The sequence below is a fragment of the Pseudomonas sp. JAI111 genome, assembly GCF_024809425.1.
Lineage (GTDB): Bacteria > Pseudomonadota > Gammaproteobacteria > Pseudomonadales > Pseudomonadaceae > Aquipseudomonas.
Genome location: NZ_JANUCB010000001.1, coordinates 1,051,675 through 1,070,042, shown reverse-complemented (window position 1 = coordinate 1,070,042; position 18,368 = coordinate 1,051,675). Strand labels below are relative to the sequence as shown.

Below are 18,368 nucleotides of genomic sequence, written 5' to 3'. Positions count from 1 at the left end.
CATGGACGTTCGCCACTACGTTTTTCTCGCTCGCCAACCTTCTGCCGCCGTGAAAACCCGCGAGCACTTCCTGGGCATGCCCAAGCGCGGACTGGCGTTCCTGTTGGCCAACGTGATGTTTTGGCAACCGATGTGGGCTCAGGCCGATGGCATCGTCGTGGCTACGCCGGGCACCAGCCTCGGTCAGGCGGGCAATGGCGTACCCATCGTCAATATCGCCACCCCCAACGGCACCGGCCTGTCGCATAACCAGTTTCAGGATTACAACGTCGGCACCCAAGGCGTCATCCTCAACAACGTCGCCGCGCAGACCGGCGCGACGCAACTGGGCGGCATCATCGTCGGCAACCCGAACCTGACCAACCGGGCCGCGGCGCAAACCATCCTCAACGAAGTCGTCGGTGGCAGCCCAAGCCAGTTGCGCGGCTACACCGAAGTGGCGGGGCAATCGGCGCGGGTCATCGTCGCCAACCCGTACGGCATCAGCTGCAACGGTTGCGGTTTCATCAACACGCCACGCGTGACGTTGACCACCGGCAAACCGGTGCTCGACAGCGGACGTCTCGATCGCTTTCAGGTCGATCAGGGCAGCGTCACTATCGATGGCGCCGGGCTTAACGCCAACAACGTCGACAGCTTCGAAATCATCACCCGCAGCGCGAAGATCAACGCCGAGATTCAGGCGAAGAACCTGACGATTGTGGCCGGTCGCAACGACGTCAATGCCGACAACCTCAACGCCACGGCCCGCGCCGATGACGGCAGCGCCAAGCCGCAACTGGCCATCGACTCATCGGCCTTGGGCGGGATGTACGCCGGGGCGATCAAACTGGTCGGCACCGAGGCCGGGGTCGGGGTGAAACTCGATGGCAACCTGGCGGCCAGTGGTGGCGATATTCAGATCGATGCCAATGGCCATCTGAGTCTGGCGCAAACTTCTGCCGCTGGCGCGGTGAATGTCAAAGCCGCCAGCCTTGATGCCCAGGGCCCGGTTTATGCCGGCACCTCCGTCAACGTACAAACCCAAGGCAACCTGACCAACCAGCAAACCCTTGCGGCGCGGGACAGCATTGTTCTGAGTGCCGGTGGTGTGCTGACCAACAACGGCATCATCGAAGCCGGGGTCAATGCTGACACCAGCCGTAACGCCACGGGTGATGTGAGCCTGAGCGCGCAGAATCTCAACAACAGCGGCAAAAGCGTGGTTGCCAGTCGCAATCTGACCGTGAATACCGCGCAGACCCTGACTAACCAGGGCGGTACGCTGAGCGCCGGGCAAACCGCCAACATCACCGCCGGGACCCTGGATAACCAGAACTCGGGTCGGGTGCTGGGCAGCGGTGCTGTGTATTTGAGCGCGACTGATGTCCTCAACGCCCAAGGCGTGATCACCAGCAACGGCAACCTCACGGCCACCCTTGGGCAGTTGAACAACCGCAATGGCGAAGTTTCCAGCGCGGGCAATACCAGCGTTACCGCCACCACGCTGGACAACAGTGATGGCCAGGTAACGGGTGACATTGCGCTGAACATCGGCCTGATCGGGGCCCTGAACAACCAGAACGGGGTGCTGGGTTCTGGTCAGAGCGTGAGCATCAACGCCGCCAGCCTGGACAACAGCCATGACGGCAGCCTGGTCAGCGATGGCAGCCTAACTGCGCGGATCAATGGCCTGTTCGACAACCAGAACGGCGACCTGAGCGCAAAAGGTGTGGTCGATCTTCAGGCCGCCAGCCTCAACAACCGCACCGGCAAAATACGCGCCGGCAAAGACCTGCAACTGACCGTCGGGCAACTCGATAACCGCCAGCAAGGTCTGCTCAACAGCCAGGCGGCCCTCAACTTTAACGGCACTCATCTGGATAACCGCGGCGGTTTGCTCAGCGCAGTTGGTCCGGTGCGCCTGGAGGCTGCCAGCGTCGACAACAGCAGCGGCCGTATCTCCAGCAAAACCGATCTGACGGCCAAGGTTGCGCAATTCACCAACCAGAGCGGCGAACTGGTCGCCCAAGGGATGTTGACCCTCAATGGCAAGGGGCTCGATAACCGCAACGGTGGCCTGGTAGGCGCGACAAAAGCGCTGAAACTCAACGTCGATGAGATGGACAATCGCGGCGGCGAAATCTCCAGCGCCGTTGATGTGGCCATCGAAGGCCAAAGCCTGAACAACAGTGACAACGGCAAGATCCTGGCCGGCACCGAGCTGGGCCTGAAAGTGGCGCAGATCATCAACCAGACCCAGGGGCTGTTGTTCGGCAAGGGCGCCACGACGGTTACAGGGCAGAGCCTGGACAACAGTGGTGGCAGCCTTGTCACTCAGCTCGGGTTGGATATTCGTCTCGATAATGCCTTGAGCAACATTGAAGGCCTGATCAGCAGTGAAGGGATGCTGACGGTCAACGCGGCCAGCCTCGATAGCACCCGCGGCAGCTTGTCGAGTGCTGGCGTGCTGGCGGTGACGACGACGGGAGTGCTGAACAATCAGGGCGGTTCGATTACCACCGATAGCGGCCTGACCCTCAAAAGCGCAAGCCTGAACAACAGCCAGAACGGCCTGATCAGTGGCAAGAACGCGACCACCGTTACGACCGGTACGTTCGACAACACTCAGGGCGGGCAGTTGATCAGCGGCAATACGCTCGACCTGACCGCGACCCAAGTCAGCAACGGTGTTGCCAGTCGAATCGCCAGCGATAAGGCCCTGACCGCCAGTGTCACCGGTTTCGATCAGCAGGGCGGACAGCTGTTCAGCAAAACGTCCCTGAGCCTGGACTTGAACCAGGGCCAACTGAACAACCAGAACGGGCTGATCAACGCACCGTTGCTGATGTTGAAAAACCTCAAGGACGTCAACAACCAGAACGGTGAAATCTCTAGCGCCCAGGCCTTCACACTGGCCGCGCAGAACCTGGATAACAGCAACGGCAAGTTGATCAGCAATCAGGGTTTGACCCTGCACATCGATCAACTGCTCGCCAGCATCAAGGGCCTGATTGCCGCACAGACACTGGAGGTGCACAGCGCTCGTCTGGATAACACCGGCGGCTTGATCAGCAGTCGTGGCACCCTCAGGGTGACGGTGGACAGTCAGATCGTCAATCAGGACGGCACGTTCATCGCTGACGGTGACGTGCACCTCAGCGCCGACAACCTGGACAACACCCGCGGCCAGATCGCCGGTAGAACCGATGTCACGGCCAGCGTCGGGACCTTGAACAACCAGGGCGGTCAGTTGATCGCAACCGGTGGGCTCACCCTGACGGGCATCAGCCTCGATAACCAGTTTGGCGGCCTGGTCGGTGCGACCAACGCCCTGCAACTGAACGTCGAATCGGTCGACAACCGCGGTGGCGAATTGTCGAGCAAGTCAGATGTGACCCTGGTGGGCAATCGTCTGGACAACAGCGATGGCGGCCAGGTATTCGCCGAAGGCGCACTGGCGCTGACGGTTGATCAGGTGCTCAACCGCGCCAAAGGCCTGCTCTCGGGCACGGCCAACCTGACATTGACGGGGGGCGATCTCGACAACAGTGGCGGCTCGCTGTTGAGTCAGAAAAACCTGACGCTCGATCTCACGGGGGACCTGAACAACAGCCAGGGCCTGCTCAGCGCCGAAGGTGCACTCGGGGTCACGGCTGCCAGCCTGACCAACACCCTGGGCAGCGTTTCCGCGGCAGGGCCGCTGACGTTGACCACCACCGGCGCCGTGCTCAATCAGGGCGGCGAGATCGTCACGGATGCTGGCATCACACTCAACAGTGCCAGCCTCGACAACCGCAATAACGGCAGCATCAGCGGCAAAGGCGCGGTGATCATCAACACCGGCGCGCTGGATAACAGCCACACAGGTCGCTTGAACAGCGGCGCCAGTCTGGACCTGACCACCACTCAACTGACCAACCAGGACGGCGGCCGTATCGCCAGTGTCGGTGCCCTGACTGCCAGCGTCACCGGCCTGGATCAGCAAGGCGGGCAACTGTTCAGCAACACCTCCCTGACGCTGGATCTGAACCAGGGCCAGTTGAACAATCAGAATGGCCTGATCAGCGCGCCGTTGCTGATGCTCAAAAACCTCACCGACGTTAATAACAACGGCGGCGAAATCTCCAGCGCCGAGGCTTTCACCATCGCTGCTCGCAGCCTGGACAACAGCAACGGCAAACTGCTGAGCAATCAGAGCCTGACCCTGCGTATCGATCAGGCGCTGACCAACCTTAAAGGCCTGATCGCCGCCGCGGCACTCGACGTCAAAGCCGCCAGCCTGGACAACAGCGGCGGCACGCTGACCAGCCGCGCCAACCTCGACCTCAACCTCGATGGGCTGCTGACGAACCAGAACCAGGGGCTGATCAACGCCACCACGGGGTTGACGATCAACAGCAGCGGCCTGAATAACCAGAACGGTTCTTTGCTGGGCAGCGCCATTGCCATTGATTTCGGAGCGGCCACCGGGGACCTGAACAACAGCGCCGGCCTGATCACCACCGCCGGCTTGCTGAGCCTCCAGCACCTGCGCGACCTGAACAACCGGAACGGCGAAATCTCCAGCAGCCAAAGCCTCGGCCTGAGTGCTCATGCCCTGGATAACAGCGACGGCAAACTGATCAGCAACAACCTGCTGACGGTAAACGCTGACACGGTACTCAACCAGGGTGGTCTGTTCTCCGGCTGGCAAGGCCTGAGCCTCACCAGCAACAGCCTGGACAACCGCAACAAAGGCACATTGTCGAGTCACGACAGCGATGTAGCCGTCACCGTCAGCGGTGCCATTCTCAACAGCGGTGAAGGTGCGCTGGTCAGCCAGAAAACCCTGAGCGTCAACGCGTCGAGCCTGGACAACAGCAACGGCGGCATTCTCTCCAGCAGCGGCAACCAGACCCTGACCCTCAGTGGTCTGCTGAACAACGCCCAGGGCGGCTTGATCGACAGTGGCGCGACCCTGACTATGCAGGCGATGACCCTGGGTAATGCCGGCGGCACCGTCAACGCAAACCAGGACCTCAGTTTCACCGGTACCACACTGGATAACACCGGCGGCAATCTGATCGGCAGCGGTGCCGTGACCCTCGACCTGCTCGGCGCCCTGACCAACACCAACGGCAAACTGGCCAGCGCCGGCCCACTGCTGGTGCAACGCGCCACGCAAATCAATAACCAGGGTGGTCAACTCGCCAGCCAAGGTTTGATGACACTGCTCACCGGAGGCCTGGACAACCGCAATCGCGGTACTGTCGCGGCCAATGATCTGCTGACCATCACCACACCTGGCGCCGTGCAGAACAGCGCCGATGGCCTGATCTACAGCCAGAACGGAGACCTGCAAGTCCAGGCCGCGAGCCTCGCCAACGCCAAGGGCACTCTGCAAAGTCTGGGCGCGCTGACCCTCACCACGGGCGGTGATATCGATAACCAAAGCGGCCGGATCATCGCCCAGACCGGCGACCTAACTGTCACCGCTGACAACGTCGACAACCGCGGCGGCGTGCTCGCCAGCCTGCAAGCGGCGTTCACGGCGCAATTGACCGGCGTGCTGAAAAACGGCTACGACCTGAACAACAACCGCCAGGGCGGCATCACCCAGGCCCAGCGCCTGACCTTAAGCGCTCTGGGTGGTATCGACAACTACGGCGGGCGCATTTCGGCGCAAAGCGGCGATGCGATCATCAACACCGGCAACTTTGACAACCGCAACGGCGGCCTGTACGCCAAAGGCAAGATCAACGTCACCGGCAACAACTTTGACAACAGCGGCGACAATGACGGCCAGATCGCCGGCCAACAGATCGACCTCAACCTCAGCGGCGCCCTGAACAACCAACTGGGCATCATCGAGAGCGACAGTACCCTGGCCATCAAGGCTGCCAGCCTCGACAACCAGACCGGTCAACTGCGCGCCCTTGGCGACAAAGGCAAAACCAGCTTCCAGATCGGTGGCCTGTTCGACAACCGCAACGGCACGCTGGAAAGCGCCAACACTGACCTGACTCTGGGCGCTGGCAGCTTCCTCAACAGCGGCGGCAGCCTGCTGCACGTGGGCAACGGCACCTTCGACATTTCCACTGCCAACGTCATCAACGCCGGTGGCACGATCGTCACCCGTGGTGGCCTGACCATCAGTACCGACACCTGGACCAACAGCAACGTCATCCAGGCCGGGCGCCTGACCGTCAACGTCAACAACTTCACCCAAACCGCCAGTGGCCAACTGTTGGCTTCCGACAGTTTCATCGGTAGTGGCGGCAACTGGTTCAACGAAGGCTTGATCGCCAGTGACGGCAGCCTGAACGTCGGCTTGAGCGCGGCTTACTGGGGCGCCGGTCGTCTCAGCAGTCAGGGCAACCTGGGCCTGAGCGCCGCGCAAGTAAGCCTTAACAGTGTCAACTCCAGCATTGCCGGCGGTGGCGGCACCACGCTCAATGTCAGCGGCCAACTGGACAATACCGGTCGGCTCACTTCCGGGGCCAGGATGACGATCACGGCGGGCGGGGTGAGAAACTTCGGGACATTGGGGGCCGGGGACGACCTGACGCTCACAACCGGGACCTTGATCAACAGCGGTGGTTTGATTTTCAGCGGCGGCAACATGTCGTTGCGCGTTGCTGACTTCAACAACAGCTACGCCAATGTTTACAGCCTCGCCAATCTGAGTATCGATCGAGACGGTCACGGCGGGTTCGCCAACAGCATCATCAACAGCTCATCGTCGATTCAAAGCGACGGCAGCATGAGCCTGGCGGCGAGCACGATCCAGAACATCCGCGCGGTGCTGACCACCAACAATCAGGGCATCTACACCGCCAAAATTGACGAAATCGAGTGTATCGAAGGGGTCAATGCCGGTGATTGCAGCGGCAAGCAAAACCATGTCTGGGAGATCGTGCAGCGCGACAAATTCGAGGTCACCGAGGCCAGTGCCGCCTCCAGCATCACCGCCGGCGGGGACCTGAGCCTGACCGGTGGTGACCTGCTGAACCAGAGCAGCACCATCGCCACCGGCGGCAATCTGAACGCCTCGCTGGTCAACCTGACCAACAGCGGTATCGAGACCGGCGAAACCGAGACCACCCGGGTATTTCGCTCCGAACGAACCCGCAACGCAGGCGGGTTGTACAACGCGGCCAGCGACTTCACCGACAAGTACTGGTTCGAAAGCGCGGGCTATACCCCCAACGACTTGGGCGGTCTTGAGGCCGGGATGGCCAACTTTATTGGCATGACCGAAGCTGAACTGCCTCAGTTCGGTACGACCACAAAAATCTCATCCAGCGACCAAAGTTACGCCGCCGTGATCCAGGCTGCTGGCGCGGTCAACATCAACGCCCAGAACAATATCGATAACAGTGTCGTGCGCCCTGGCTACACCTACGTGGGCAGCGGTCCGCGCACGGGCACCGGTGCTGCGGGCAGCCAGTTCTCCACGCGCATCACCCTCAATCAGCAATTGCCACCCAACCTGGCCCAGCAGCAAGTCAACCCGCTGGCCTTGCCCGGCTTCACTCTGCCCACCGGGCAAAACGGCCTGTTCCGCCTGAGCGGCCAAGACAGCAGCACTCCAGTGGCCAGCGGTCCGCAAAGCTGGACCATGGGCGGCGGCAGCGTCAGCACGACCCAGCGTCAGCAACCGCTGCAAAGCGTCCAGCCACGGAACATTCTACCGGTCAGCAACACTCAGGCCTCCGCCGGCAGCGTTGACCTGAAGCCTGCTGATTATGTGGCGTCGAACGTGGGTGTCGGTGCCAGCGCGATCGACGTCAGCGCACCGGCTGCCAATTCAACCGGCTCGGCACTGCCTGGTCGTTCCACGGCCTTTACCATCAATCGTGTCCAAGGATTGCCGGCCAGCAGCGGCCAGTCCAAACCCCAGAAATACCTGATCGAAACCAACCCGGTACTCACCGACCTCAAGCAATTCATGAGCTCGGACTACCTGTTGTCGAACCTGGGCTACGACCCCGACCAAAGTGCCAAGCGCCTGGGCGATGGCCTCTATGAACAACGCCTGATCCAGCAAGCGGTGGTGGCTCGTACCGGTCAGCGCTTTATCGATGGCCAGACCAGCGATGAAGGCTTGTTCAAGTACCTGATGAACAACGCCGTCGCCAGCAAAACGGAGCTCAACCTGTCGCTGGGCGTCAGCCTGACTTCCGAACAAGTCGCGGCCCTGACCCACGACATTGTCTGGATGGAAAACGCCGAGGTGAACGGCGAGCAAGTGCTGGTGCCGGTACTGTACCTGGCTAACGCCAACAACCGCCTGGCCGCCAATGGTGCCCTGATCCAGGGCAGCGACGTGACCCTGATCGCCGGTAAGGACCTGAGCAACGCCGGCACCTTGAAGGCCAGCAACAACCTGTCGGCCACCGCCAGCAACGACCTGGTCAACAGCGGCCTGGTGGAGGCGGGTAATCGCCTCGACCTGTTGGCCGGCAATGATCTGACCAACAAGGCGGGCGGCATCATCGCCGGCCGCGACGTCTCGCTGACTGCCACCCACGGCGATGTAGTCAACGAACGCACCGTCACCACCCACGAAAGCAGCAGCGGCTATCGCGACGAGCGGACCGACTTCGTTGACAGTGCCGCCCGTATCGAAGCCGCCAACAGCCTGACCATCAAGGCCGGGCAAGACTTCAACAACACCGGCGGCGTACTGAAAAGCGGCGCGGACACCACGATCAATGCCGGACGTGACGTCAATCTCACCTCCGTAGAGCAGGTCGATAGCAACGAACGTGGTTCGAACCACCGCAATCAAACCATCACCCAATACGGCTCCAGTATTGATGCGGGTCGCGATCTGACCCTTAACGCCGGCCGGGACCTCACCGCCATCGCCAGCCAGATCGACGCCAAACGCGACATCGCCATGGCAGCCAAAGACGACTTGACCTTGGCATCAGCCGCGGATGAGCAGCACTCGTACAGCAAGACCAAGAAAATCACGAGCCAGGAAGACCATGTCAGTCAGGTGTCCACGACGGTCACTGCGGGTGGCAGCGTTGCGCTGAGTGCGGGTCAGGATTTGACGCTGATCTCCAGCAAGGTCAACGCTGGAGATGAAGCTTATCTGGTGGCGGGTGACAAGCTTGAGCTGCTGGCGGCGCAAGACAGCGACTATTCGCTGTACGACATGAAGAAAAAAGGCAGTTGGGGGAGCAAGAAAACCCAGCGTGATGAAGTGACGCAGGTCACTAACGTGGGAAGTGAAGTCAAGGCTGGTGGGGATATCGGCCTGATCAGCAGCGGCGATCAACGCTATCAGGTTGCCAATCTGGAGAGCGGCAAAGACCTGACGTTGCAAAGTGGTGGTGCCATCACCTTTGAAGGGGTGAAGGATCTGCATCAAGAGAGCCACGAGAAGAGCAGCAATAGCCTGGCCTGGACTTCCATGAAGGGCGAAGGCACGACCGACGAAACCCTGCGCCAGAGCACTATGGCCGCCCAAGGAAAATTGACCATCAATGCGGTCAATGGCCTGCACATTGACGTCAAACAGATCAACGAGAAAACCGTTAGCCAGACCATCGACACCATGGTCCAGGCTGATCCTCAACTGGCTTGGTTGAAGGACGCCGAGCAACGCGGCGACGTGGACTGGCGGCAAGTCAAAGAACTGCACGATTCCTTCAAGTACAGCCATTCCGGGTTGGGCGAAGGGGCAATGCTGGCGATCATCATCGTCGTGACGGTTCTGACTGCAGGGGCAGCGAGTGCGGCAGTGGGGACGGCGGCAGGTGCAACGGCGGGCTCCGGCACTGCAATGGCGGCCGCAACTACATCAGAGGCCCTTGCGGCGGGAGCGGAGTTCACGGCGGCAGGTTGGGGGAACGTCATGGCTTCGGCGGCGTTGACCTCGATGGCCAGCACCGGTGCCGTGAGCGTCATCAACAACAAGGGCAACCTGGCCCTGGCACTCAAGGACACCTTCAGCAGCGACAGTTTGAAAAACGCCGCCATCGGGAGTTTGACCGCTGGTGCGATGAGCTATGCGGACAGCAACTGGTTCCAGAGCCCAAGTGGCGCCACTAACGGTGGATCGCAAGTCACGGGTTCGGGCCCTATCCAGAATCCGGGCTATTCCAGCGATATGCTCAGCTGGAGTAATGCTGAGCAAACCGTATTGCGCAGCGGTACACATGCGTTGATCAACAGTGGCATCTCAACAGCCATCAATGGTGGCAGCTTTGGTCAAAATCTGGGTGGGGCGCTGTTGGGTGAGGGGCTGGATCTCGCCGCCGCGGCCGGTAACAAGGGCATTGGTGATCTTGCTCAGAATCTGGGCGTTGACCCTGGAAGCGCGCAGACCATCTTCCTTCACGCCGTGTTGGGCGGGTTGATATCAGCCGCCAAGGGTGAGGGTTTTGCCAGTGGCGCTATTGCAGGCGGCGCTGCTGAAGGGCTGACACCCAAGGCCAACGAGTTTTTAGCACAGTACGTTAGTGAGAACTTCAACGCCGATAACTTGAGCGTGCAAGGCAGTCAGAGCAAGATCGCGACCGCTCAAATGATCGGGCTGCTCTCGGCCGCACTGGCGGGCGGCAATCCCAATACTGGCAGTTTGATTGGTGGGGCTGGGGAGAAGTACAACGACGAACTGCACCATAACCAGGTTGAGGAAGCAGACTATGAGCTGAGGAAAATGATGGGTGAGCCCATCCCTCAGCAGGAGCAAGATGACCTTGGTAAGGTCGAACCTATTGACATCATGCAAGGACCGCATGGTGGTGCGAGCCCTCTGGGTGGTGGGGTTGCAAAAGCTGCGGCAAATGGCAGTGGGCCAGCTAAGGGCTTCTTAGAAGTCAGTGATGCATATTCATCCTCCAAAGCTGTACAAGGGTTGAGTAATTCAAAACCTATTGACTTTATTTACGATCCGGCTAGTCAACGATTCATCATGGGGCAGAATCAATTTGGGCATGATGGGATATTGGATGCTGGAAAAATCCCTTCATCTGACGCTATCGTCGGCGGCGGGATCTGGAAGGAAAATGGAGTTCTTCGAACCTATGAATGGAGCGGACATTACGGGATGAACTGGACTCCCGAGCTTCGTGAGCAGTTCAAGTCCTTTATGAGCAGCCATGGCGTGGATGTTACCCATACTCCCGGGATATCTAGATGATAGATGAACTGAAAAAAAAGCTATTGATGGAGCTCGGTAAGCTAGATGCTCCATGGATAAAAAAAATTGAGTACAACTCTGAAGGGGCTAATTTGAGTTGGCTTCCTGTAGCAAAATTGTGTGGGGGGCGTTTTCTTTTGGGGCTTACTTCCAAGGGGCTTTGGGCTAGATCGACAGAGTCTGTTGTTCAGACAGTCAGCGACGAAACTGCGTGTGTATTTTTTCTGCCAGTATTAGAGGATCTTCCAGAAGTGGTTCGTTGCAAGATGATCGATGGGCTTAAAGGTTATGGGCTTTCCGAGGGGTTCATAGACTTATTTCCATTTGAGCAAATTGTTATGGCAGGTCTTAGAAGTCAGAGTGAGTACTGGTCTGGCTTGGCATTGAAGTGGGCTTTATTCGTCCCGAGATCTAATAGTTTAGAAACAGAGTTGGAGGCGTTGAGTAAAGCTGGAGAGACTCAACAAATACGTCACTCGGCCAGAAAAATAGCTAAGCAGCTAAAAGTTTTGTGACATAGGTGCAAAAGAGCCAAGCCGGTGTTACACCGTCACCAAGCGAGGCCCAGATTGACCACATCGTGCCGAGGAACCCCGCTGACCCTAATGTTGCATCAGGAACGAACAGCTATAACGAAAGCGGGGACAGACCACATTTATCGAGGGGGTGGATAATGCTCCTTCAATTTAATCGTGGTCTGTCCCCGTTTTCCCCTCAGATTTTAACTAATCAGCAGGTTAGGGATGAGTTGCAATTGAAGCTTGATCAAGCGCAGGAGAGATATACTGCTAATTCAAGCGATAAGAATTTACGTAGCTTGGAAGGTGCGAAAAAAGATTTGAGAAATGCTGTAAGGGATGGTGAATGTTTGATTAAGGGTTGTGTTCCAGCTAAATATATTAATCCTTCTGAATAATAGGTGGTAGGAATGGAGTCGCGAATTTATGATTTGCTCTACAGCGTGCCGGACAATGCTGATTATGCTGTTGATGCAGCAGATTTGGATGCGGAGGATATTCCGCAAAACAGAATTGATGGTTTAATGGGCTTGTTGTTGAATGGCGATGACTGTATGGAGTGTTTTTTGGCTGCTAAATTGCTTGCTAGTTGGGGGGTTCGAGAAGGTTTAGTTGCTTTAGATAAATATATTGATAATCTGGGGGCTGTGAGTGGGCTTATGACTCATAGGTTGCATGGGTATGATGATACCTATAGGTGTATACTGCTTGCTTTGACTAGTTATTTTGCAAATATGTCTGATAAGGGTGAGTCGGTAAAAGCAAGAGAAGAAATTTATAATCCAATATCGAAAATTATCGAGCTTTCAAATACTGCCCCTTTTGAAATTTCGGATTTTTTTTGGTTGGTGGAAGCTAAAGGTTTTTTCGAGTATATTCCTTTGCTTAGAGAACATTTAGTGATGATTTTTGATCGGCCGGACGTTCATTACTGGAAAATAAATGATGTTGTTAAATTGTTGTTAAAGGTTGACTTGGATTTTGTCAGCGCTTTTCTGAAGGGTAAAGGGAGAGCGATTGAAGATTTTAAATGAGGGTGTATGTGAAGATGGTGCTGGAGGGCTGTTTTATATATTGATGAAGAACTGAGTTTTCGAAATAAACCGTCCCTGAGAGGGGGGCTAAAAACTCGGCATCTTTTGGCGTATATTCTGACGCTGCGCGTACTACGGTCTCTAACCGATGAGGCTCTATAAACAGGGGTAAAATATATCAGCTCCCAATATAGAGGCATGTTTTTTAGTAAAGTATTTATAGTTCATGGTCCGTCCACAATTCACTGAAAAGTACGGTGCGATGCGTTTTTATTATTCCTGGTTTATCTTGAGCTTGACGGTGCTGCTGTCAGGCTGCAACACGACTCCCTACGACAAGGCGACGATTTACTACGATCGAGCGCAGTTCCCCGCGCAGATCATCAGGGACCATCCGACGTTAACTGATCCTATTCTTCAACATGGACGGTGCTCCCTGATTATCGCAACTCCCGGTTCAAACACTGGTACTTATTATTTTTGCACTTATGCGCTGACGACGAATGGGCTTTTTGTTCAAGGTTGGGACGCTAAAACACTGAAGTATGTGGAGATTGTGCACGTTGAACTTTCGATGCTTAAAACGATTTCCATTTGTTCATTCTTGCGTACGAACCAACTCCAATTGACAGAGGAGCGGCGTCAGATGGCACTGAGTGCCTCCATTGATGAGGGCGGGTATGTCGATACTGCGGCCACTGAGCGTTTGTTCGAAGCGATCAAGAGTAAGGGGGTATTTGTGGTGAAAAGCGAAGGCATGATGCGCCCGCCCGCACCTCCTGCGCAGATGTTCATTCCAATCATTATTTCGAAGTAAGTGGGACAACTTAAAAACGGGCGACCTAAAGTCGCCCGTTTTCATTCACTCCGCAGCCTGCGCCCGCAACCGCCGACCAATCACATCCATCAAATCACAACCGTCGCGCAACGGAATGGCCAGCAGTTTGGAAAAGTCTGAAAGCACTACCGTGTCGCAACCAATCTCGGCACGAAAGGCGATGTTCTCCAGCACCTGAGTGACCGTGCGAATACGGTAATCCGCCATTGCTTGCAGGACATCCAATGGCGCTTGGGTGTCGATGAGGAGTGATGCCGGGATCAGGTCGATTCCGGTGAGGGGCATGTATCGATTCATTTGAAAATCTCTATTTTGATGAGCCAATGCCGTCACTCGGTCGTCGCCAAACGATTAGGTGGCAGCTGTGCGCAGGTTGGCGAACCGGCATAGAGAAAACCGGCAGATCCGAAGATCTCCCGCGCACAGCCGCCATAAATAGCGGCTTTGCGGGTGCGTCGGAACCTGCAATTAAGCCGATAGCCTTCGCATTCTCTATGATCAGGTCGCCAAACCTGAATCGCCATTGGGACGACGGGCGGACTATAAGCTTCATCGTTCCAGCGGTGCAAGGTGCCTGATTCCGAGGTTGGTGTAGGACCTTTACGATCAACCGCGTCCAGGGTCTGCCAAGCAACGCCGGCAAATCCCAACCGCACAAATACCTGATCGAAACCAACCCTGTACTCACCGACCTCAAGCAATTCATGAGCTCGGACTACCTGCTCCAAGGCTTGGGTTACAACCCTGATCAAAGCGCCAAGCGCCTTGGCGACGGCCTCTTCGAACAGAAACTGATCCAGCAAGCCGTGGTCGCCCGCACCGGCCAGCGCTTCATCGACGGTCAGACCTCGGACGAGGCGGTTTTCAAGTACCTGATGAACAACGCCATCGCCAGCAAGGACACGTTGAACCTCAGCCTCGGCGTCACCCTCACCGCACAGCAAGTCGCGGCCCTGACCCACGACATCGTCTGGCTCGAAGAGCACGAAGTGAATGGCGAAAAAGTCCTGGTGCCGGTGCTGTACCTGGCCAACGCCAACAACCGCCTCGCCGCCAACGGCGCATTGATCCAGGGCAGCGACGTGACCCTGATCGCGGGTAAAGACCTGAACAACGCCGGAACCCTGCGCGCCAGCCAGAACCTGGAGGCAACGGCCAAAAAAGACCTGGTCAGCAGCGGGTTGGTGGAGGCCGGGGAACGGTTGGACTTGCTCGCCACCAATAACCTGACCAACAAGGCGGGGGGCATCATTGCCGGGCGCGACGTAACCCTCAGCGCCACGAACGGCGACGTGGTCAACGAGCGCACGGTGACCTCCCACGACAGCAGCGTCGGCGACTACAGCCACGCGCGCGACTTCGTGGACAGCGCCGCCCGCATCGAGGCCGCCAACAAACTGGTGATCAACGCCGGGCGCGACGTTCTTAACACCGGCGGTGTGTTGAAAAGCGGTGGCGACATGGCCATCGATGCCAAGCGCGACGTCAGCATCACCGCCGTGGAAGAGCGCCACTCCGACAGCCGTACCGACTTCCTCGACTCAACCCTCACCCAGCACGGCGCCAGCGTCAGTGCGGGCGGGGACCTGACCGTCAATTCCGGCCGCGACGTGAGCGTGGTGGCGAGCAAGCTCGACGCCAAAGGCGACGTGACGATAGACGCCAAGGGCGACCTGCTGTTCGCCACCGCCGCCGACGAACAACACAGCTACTTCAAGGACAAAAAGGAAACCCGCCAGGAAGACCACGTCAGCCAGATCGGCACCTCACTGGATGCCGGCGGCAAACTGACCCTCAAGTCCGGCAAGGACATGACCCTGGTTGCCAGCGACATCAGCGCCGGCAAAGAAGCCTACCTGCATGCCGACGGCGACCTGCAACTGCTGGCCGCACAGGACCGCGACTACTCGCTGTATGACATGAAAAAAAGCGGTGGTTGGGGCAGTGAAAAGACCCAGCACGATGAGGTGACGCAGGTCACCCACATCGGTACGCAGATCAAGTCCGGTGGCGACCTGACGTTGTCCAGTGGCGGGGATCAGCGCTATCAGGTGGCGAAGCTGGAGAGTGGCAAGGACATCACGCTGGACAGTGGCGGGGCGATCATCTTTGAAGGGGTGAAAGACCTGCATGACGAGAGCCATACCAAGAGTGATGGCGACGCCTTCTGGACCTCATCGAAAGGCAAGGGCAACACCGACGAGACACTGCGCCAGACCCAGATGATTGCCAAAGGCAACATCGTGATCAAGGCTGTGGATGGCCTGAAAATCGACATCAAACAGGTCGATCAGCAAAGCGTCAGTCAGACCATCGATGCGATGGTCCAGGCTGATCCGCAACTGGCCTGGCTGAAGCAAGCCGAAGCTCGGGGCGATGTGGACTGGAGGCAGGTCAAGGAGATTCATGAGTCGTTCAAGTACAGCAACTCGGGACTCGGGCCGGCATCGCAGTTGATCATTGCGATTGCGTTGGCTGCCGTCATGGGGCCGATGATGGCCGGCATGAACACGATGTTGCAGGCGGTCGCGGTGAGTGCCGCGACCAAGGCCACTGTCAGCACCATCGACAACCGGGGCAATCTTGGCAAGGTCATCAAGGACGTTACCTCAAAGGACAGTATCAAAGGTTATGTGACGGCCGCCGCAACAGCGGGCGTTATGCAAGGACTCAATTACGATCCGGGCGCACTGGGGCTAGATGCCAATAGCGTGAAGATTGTGGCGATCAAGGTAACCGCCGACGCAGTGGTCAAGACGGCTGTCTACGGAGGAAGCTTCAAAGACAATCTGGCCAGTTCGGCTGCCAGCGTAGCCGCAAGTATTGGCGGCGCAGTCGGGGCCGGGAAAATTGGCGATCTGCCCCTGCCAGAGGGCGGTTTGGAAAAAATTCTGCTGCATGCGGGTTTGGGTGGCTTGCTAGCTGAAGCGATGGGCGGAGATTTCCGAACCGGAGCGCTGGCAGGTGGCGCCAACGAAATACTGGTCGGATTGCTGGGCGACAAACTTTTACCTTCGAACCTCGTTCCTGGTTCCACGGACTACAACCAGGCCCAGGCCAACATTCTCGCGCTTTCGCAAATTGTGGGGGTGCTAGGCGCAGCGGCTTCGGGTGGGGATGTCGGGGTTGGTGCTGCGGTGGCGGCGAATGCTACGCAGTACAACTTCTTGGGCGATCACGCTGAAGCCAAACGTGATCAAGCGCGTGAAGAGTTCAAGGAAACAAATGGTATTGGTGCCGCCAGACAACTGGTGGAGCTGGAAGGCGCTGATCAACGAAGCGATAACCTTCTTGCGAAATATCGACTGGGCAACGGCTCGCTCTCGGCTGCGGAACTCGCGGAGCTAAATGCGTATGTGCAGGTTTACACATACGATATGGCGCTCAAATACGGTGAAGATGTAGCGCGTACCCTTACGAATGCTTTGATCCAGAACGGTCCTGATTCCGTTGGCATTTATCCCTATGCCGGGACCACCGAGGCAAAAAACGCCTTCGCCGACGCGTTGCGTACACAACTGGGAGGCTGGGTCGATCAGTTGGCGTGGAACAGGCCAAAAAGTGAAAACGAGCTGGTTTATAAAGACGCCCAAGGCTATTTGCAGATTAACAACGAGCAACAGGGGCTTTCGAACCTCGGTAATCCGGCGTTGTACGGTCTCACTGGCCCATTGGGGACTGGTATACGAATCGCGGCAGCGGCCAACGGTGTGCTCCAGGCGGGTTATGGTGTGGATCAGGCGTTTAATGGTGATCTCTGGAACGCTGCTGGGAACATAGTGGTGGGGGCTCTGGGAGTCGCTAGTGTTAGGGTTCCGAATACGCGTTTGCCGAATGCTTCGGGCATAGGCGAGCTTCCTGTGACGAATCCGAATCCAGGTAGTACGCTTGTAAAAGAGGCGGCAGACGTATTTGATAGGACTACGGTAGGTGCAAAAGGCTCGACTAGCATCAATTCTGTGCCTCGCAACGCAAGTGATCTTGTCGGAGGTCCGCTTGAAAACGCCACTCAGATTAGCGGCCGTTTTAAGCTAGATGGTGGCCCCGCGAATGGAGCTGTGTATCGAGCCGATAATCAAGGAAATATCACCAGCTATGCTGTCTATGATTCAGCTGGGATGATTGTCAAGCGTGTTGACGTGACAGGTGCAGCTCATGCTGATGTGTCAACACCACATGTAATAGAATATGGTAGAAATACGTTGCCGGACGGGACAGTCAGGGTTCAGTCGCCTTCTACGAAATTGGCTCCACGGCCTACCACTCCGGATGAGATTCCGTAATGAAGATTCAGACAATTAGACAGTTTAGCGGTTTGAGCAGATTCGAGTCATGGGCATCAAGCTGGGCTAAAAAAGATGATGTCGATATATTTTCTTATATAAGCGCCATGTGTAATCCTGAAGATTGCCTAGTATTTTGCAGGCTTTTGTTTCCTGATTTTTTTGTTAGTCAAGGTGCGGTTCTTTTAAACGCCAAATACGATCATGATGTTTTTGTTGTATGGTTAACCAAATTTGATGGTGATGCGCGCGCGGTTGAAAAAATAATGAATCACACCCATTTGTACGATGTTTTTTCAGGCTGCACGGATGAGGTTGATGACGTTATTTTTGAACAGCTAGCTGAAATTATTGCTTTATCATGGCGGCTAGCCTTAAAAGACAAATTTCCAGATAGTAAGTTTTCTGTGGATGTTTCTAATTCGGATCAGGATTACGGGCCTACTGTTACTTTTTATCAAGTGTTTGAGTAGGTGCAAAAGGCGCAGGTACCCTTGCTAATGCAGAGAGATGGACGTTAACAGAAGCAAATTTGAAAAACGGGGACAGACCACGTTTATCCTGAGAATGGCA

Annotated in this window: 8 protein-coding genes; 7 read left to right on the top strand and 1 reads right to left on the bottom strand. The window is 56.9% G+C overall.

The features are described 5' to 3' along the window. Window position 1 precedes the first annotated feature (1 nt). The 5 genes from HNR03_RS05040 (at window position 2) to HNR03_RS05020 (ending at window position 13,491) form a co-directional block, all read left to right on the top strand. The gene (locus tag HNR03_RS05040) at window positions 2-11,122 is read left to right on the top strand and encodes a polymorphic toxin type 43 domain-containing protein (protein WP_259151311.1); all 11,121 of its coding nucleotides are present in this window, start codon (window positions 2-4) and stop codon (window positions 11,120-11,122) included. After that, window positions 11,119-11,637, top strand: a complete 519-nt coding sequence (locus HNR03_RS05035) for a hypothetical protein (protein WP_259151310.1) — start codon at window positions 11,119-11,121, stop codon at window positions 11,635-11,637. Before HNR03_RS05040 ends, HNR03_RS05035 begins: the two co-directional genes overlap by 4 nt. Window positions 11,638-11,795: 158 nt before the next feature. Next, window positions 11,796-12,038, top strand: coding sequence for a hypothetical protein (locus HNR03_RS05030; protein ID WP_259151308.1), 243 nt, complete (start codon window positions 11,796-11,798; stop codon window positions 12,036-12,038). Window positions 12,039-12,050: 12 nt separating this feature from the next. Next, window positions 12,051-12,674 carry a hypothetical protein gene (locus HNR03_RS05025; protein WP_259151306.1) on the top strand — a complete coding sequence of 208 codons (624 nt, stop codon included), beginning with the start codon at window positions 12,051-12,053 and terminating at the stop codon, window positions 12,672-12,674. 226 nt (window positions 12,675-12,900) lie between these two features. Continuing rightward, window positions 12,901-13,491 carry a hypothetical protein gene (locus HNR03_RS05020; RefSeq protein WP_259151303.1) on the top strand — a complete coding sequence of 197 codons (591 nt, stop codon included), beginning with the start codon at window positions 12,901-12,903 and terminating at the stop codon, window positions 13,489-13,491. 45 nt (window positions 13,492-13,536) lie between these two features. Here HNR03_RS05020 and HNR03_RS05015 read toward each other — a convergent pair whose 3' ends face one another. Continuing rightward, the gene (locus tag HNR03_RS05015; protein WP_129442062.1) at window positions 13,537-13,809 is read right to left on the bottom strand and encodes a hypothetical protein; all 273 of its coding nucleotides are present in this window, start codon (window positions 13,807-13,809) and stop codon (window positions 13,537-13,539) included. Between the two features lie 407 nt (window positions 13,810-14,216). On the opposite strand from HNR03_RS05015, the gene HNR03_RS05010 reads away from it, so the two are divergent. Together HNR03_RS05010 and HNR03_RS05005 are read left to right on the top strand one after the other, a co-directional pair. After that, window positions 14,217-17,795, top strand: a complete 3,579-nt coding sequence (locus HNR03_RS05010) for a DUF637 domain-containing protein (RefSeq protein ID WP_259151293.1) — start codon at window positions 14,217-14,219, stop codon at window positions 17,793-17,795. After that, on the top strand, window positions 17,795-18,268 hold the full coding sequence (locus HNR03_RS05005) for a hypothetical protein (protein ID WP_259151290.1): 474 nt from the start codon (window positions 17,795-17,797) through the stop codon (window positions 18,266-18,268). The genes HNR03_RS05010 and HNR03_RS05005 overlap by 1 nt, the downstream gene beginning before the upstream one ends. Window positions 18,269-18,368: the final 100 nt, after the last annotated feature.

Excerpts from the sequence above, each read along its gene's own strand:
- HNR03_RS05015 (WP_129442062.1), bottom strand. The coding sequence starts at position 13,809 with ATGAATCGATACATGCCCCTCACCGGAATCGACCTGATCCCGGCATCA.
- HNR03_RS05010 (WP_259151293.1), top strand. The coding sequence starts at position 14,217 with ATGAGCTCGGACTACCTGCTCCAAGGCTTGGGTTACAACCCTGATCAA.
- HNR03_RS05005 (WP_259151290.1), top strand. The coding sequence starts at position 17,795 with ATGAAGATTCAGACAATTAGACAGTTTAGCGGTTTGAGCAGATTCGAG.
- HNR03_RS05035 (WP_259151310.1), top strand. The coding sequence starts at position 11,119 with ATGATAGATGAACTGAAAAAAAAGCTATTGATGGAGCTCGGTAAGCTA.
- HNR03_RS05020 (WP_259151303.1), top strand. The coding sequence starts at position 12,901 with ATGGTCCGTCCACAATTCACTGAAAAGTACGGTGCGATGCGTTTTTAT.
- HNR03_RS05040 (WP_259151311.1), top strand. The coding sequence starts at position 2 with ATGGACGTTCGCCACTACGTTTTTCTCGCTCGCCAACCTTCTGCCGCC.
- HNR03_RS05025 (WP_259151306.1), top strand. The coding sequence starts at position 12,051 with ATGGAGTCGCGAATTTATGATTTGCTCTACAGCGTGCCGGACAATGCT.
- HNR03_RS05030 (WP_259151308.1), top strand. The coding sequence starts at position 11,796 with ATGCTCCTTCAATTTAATCGTGGTCTGTCCCCGTTTTCCCCTCAGATT.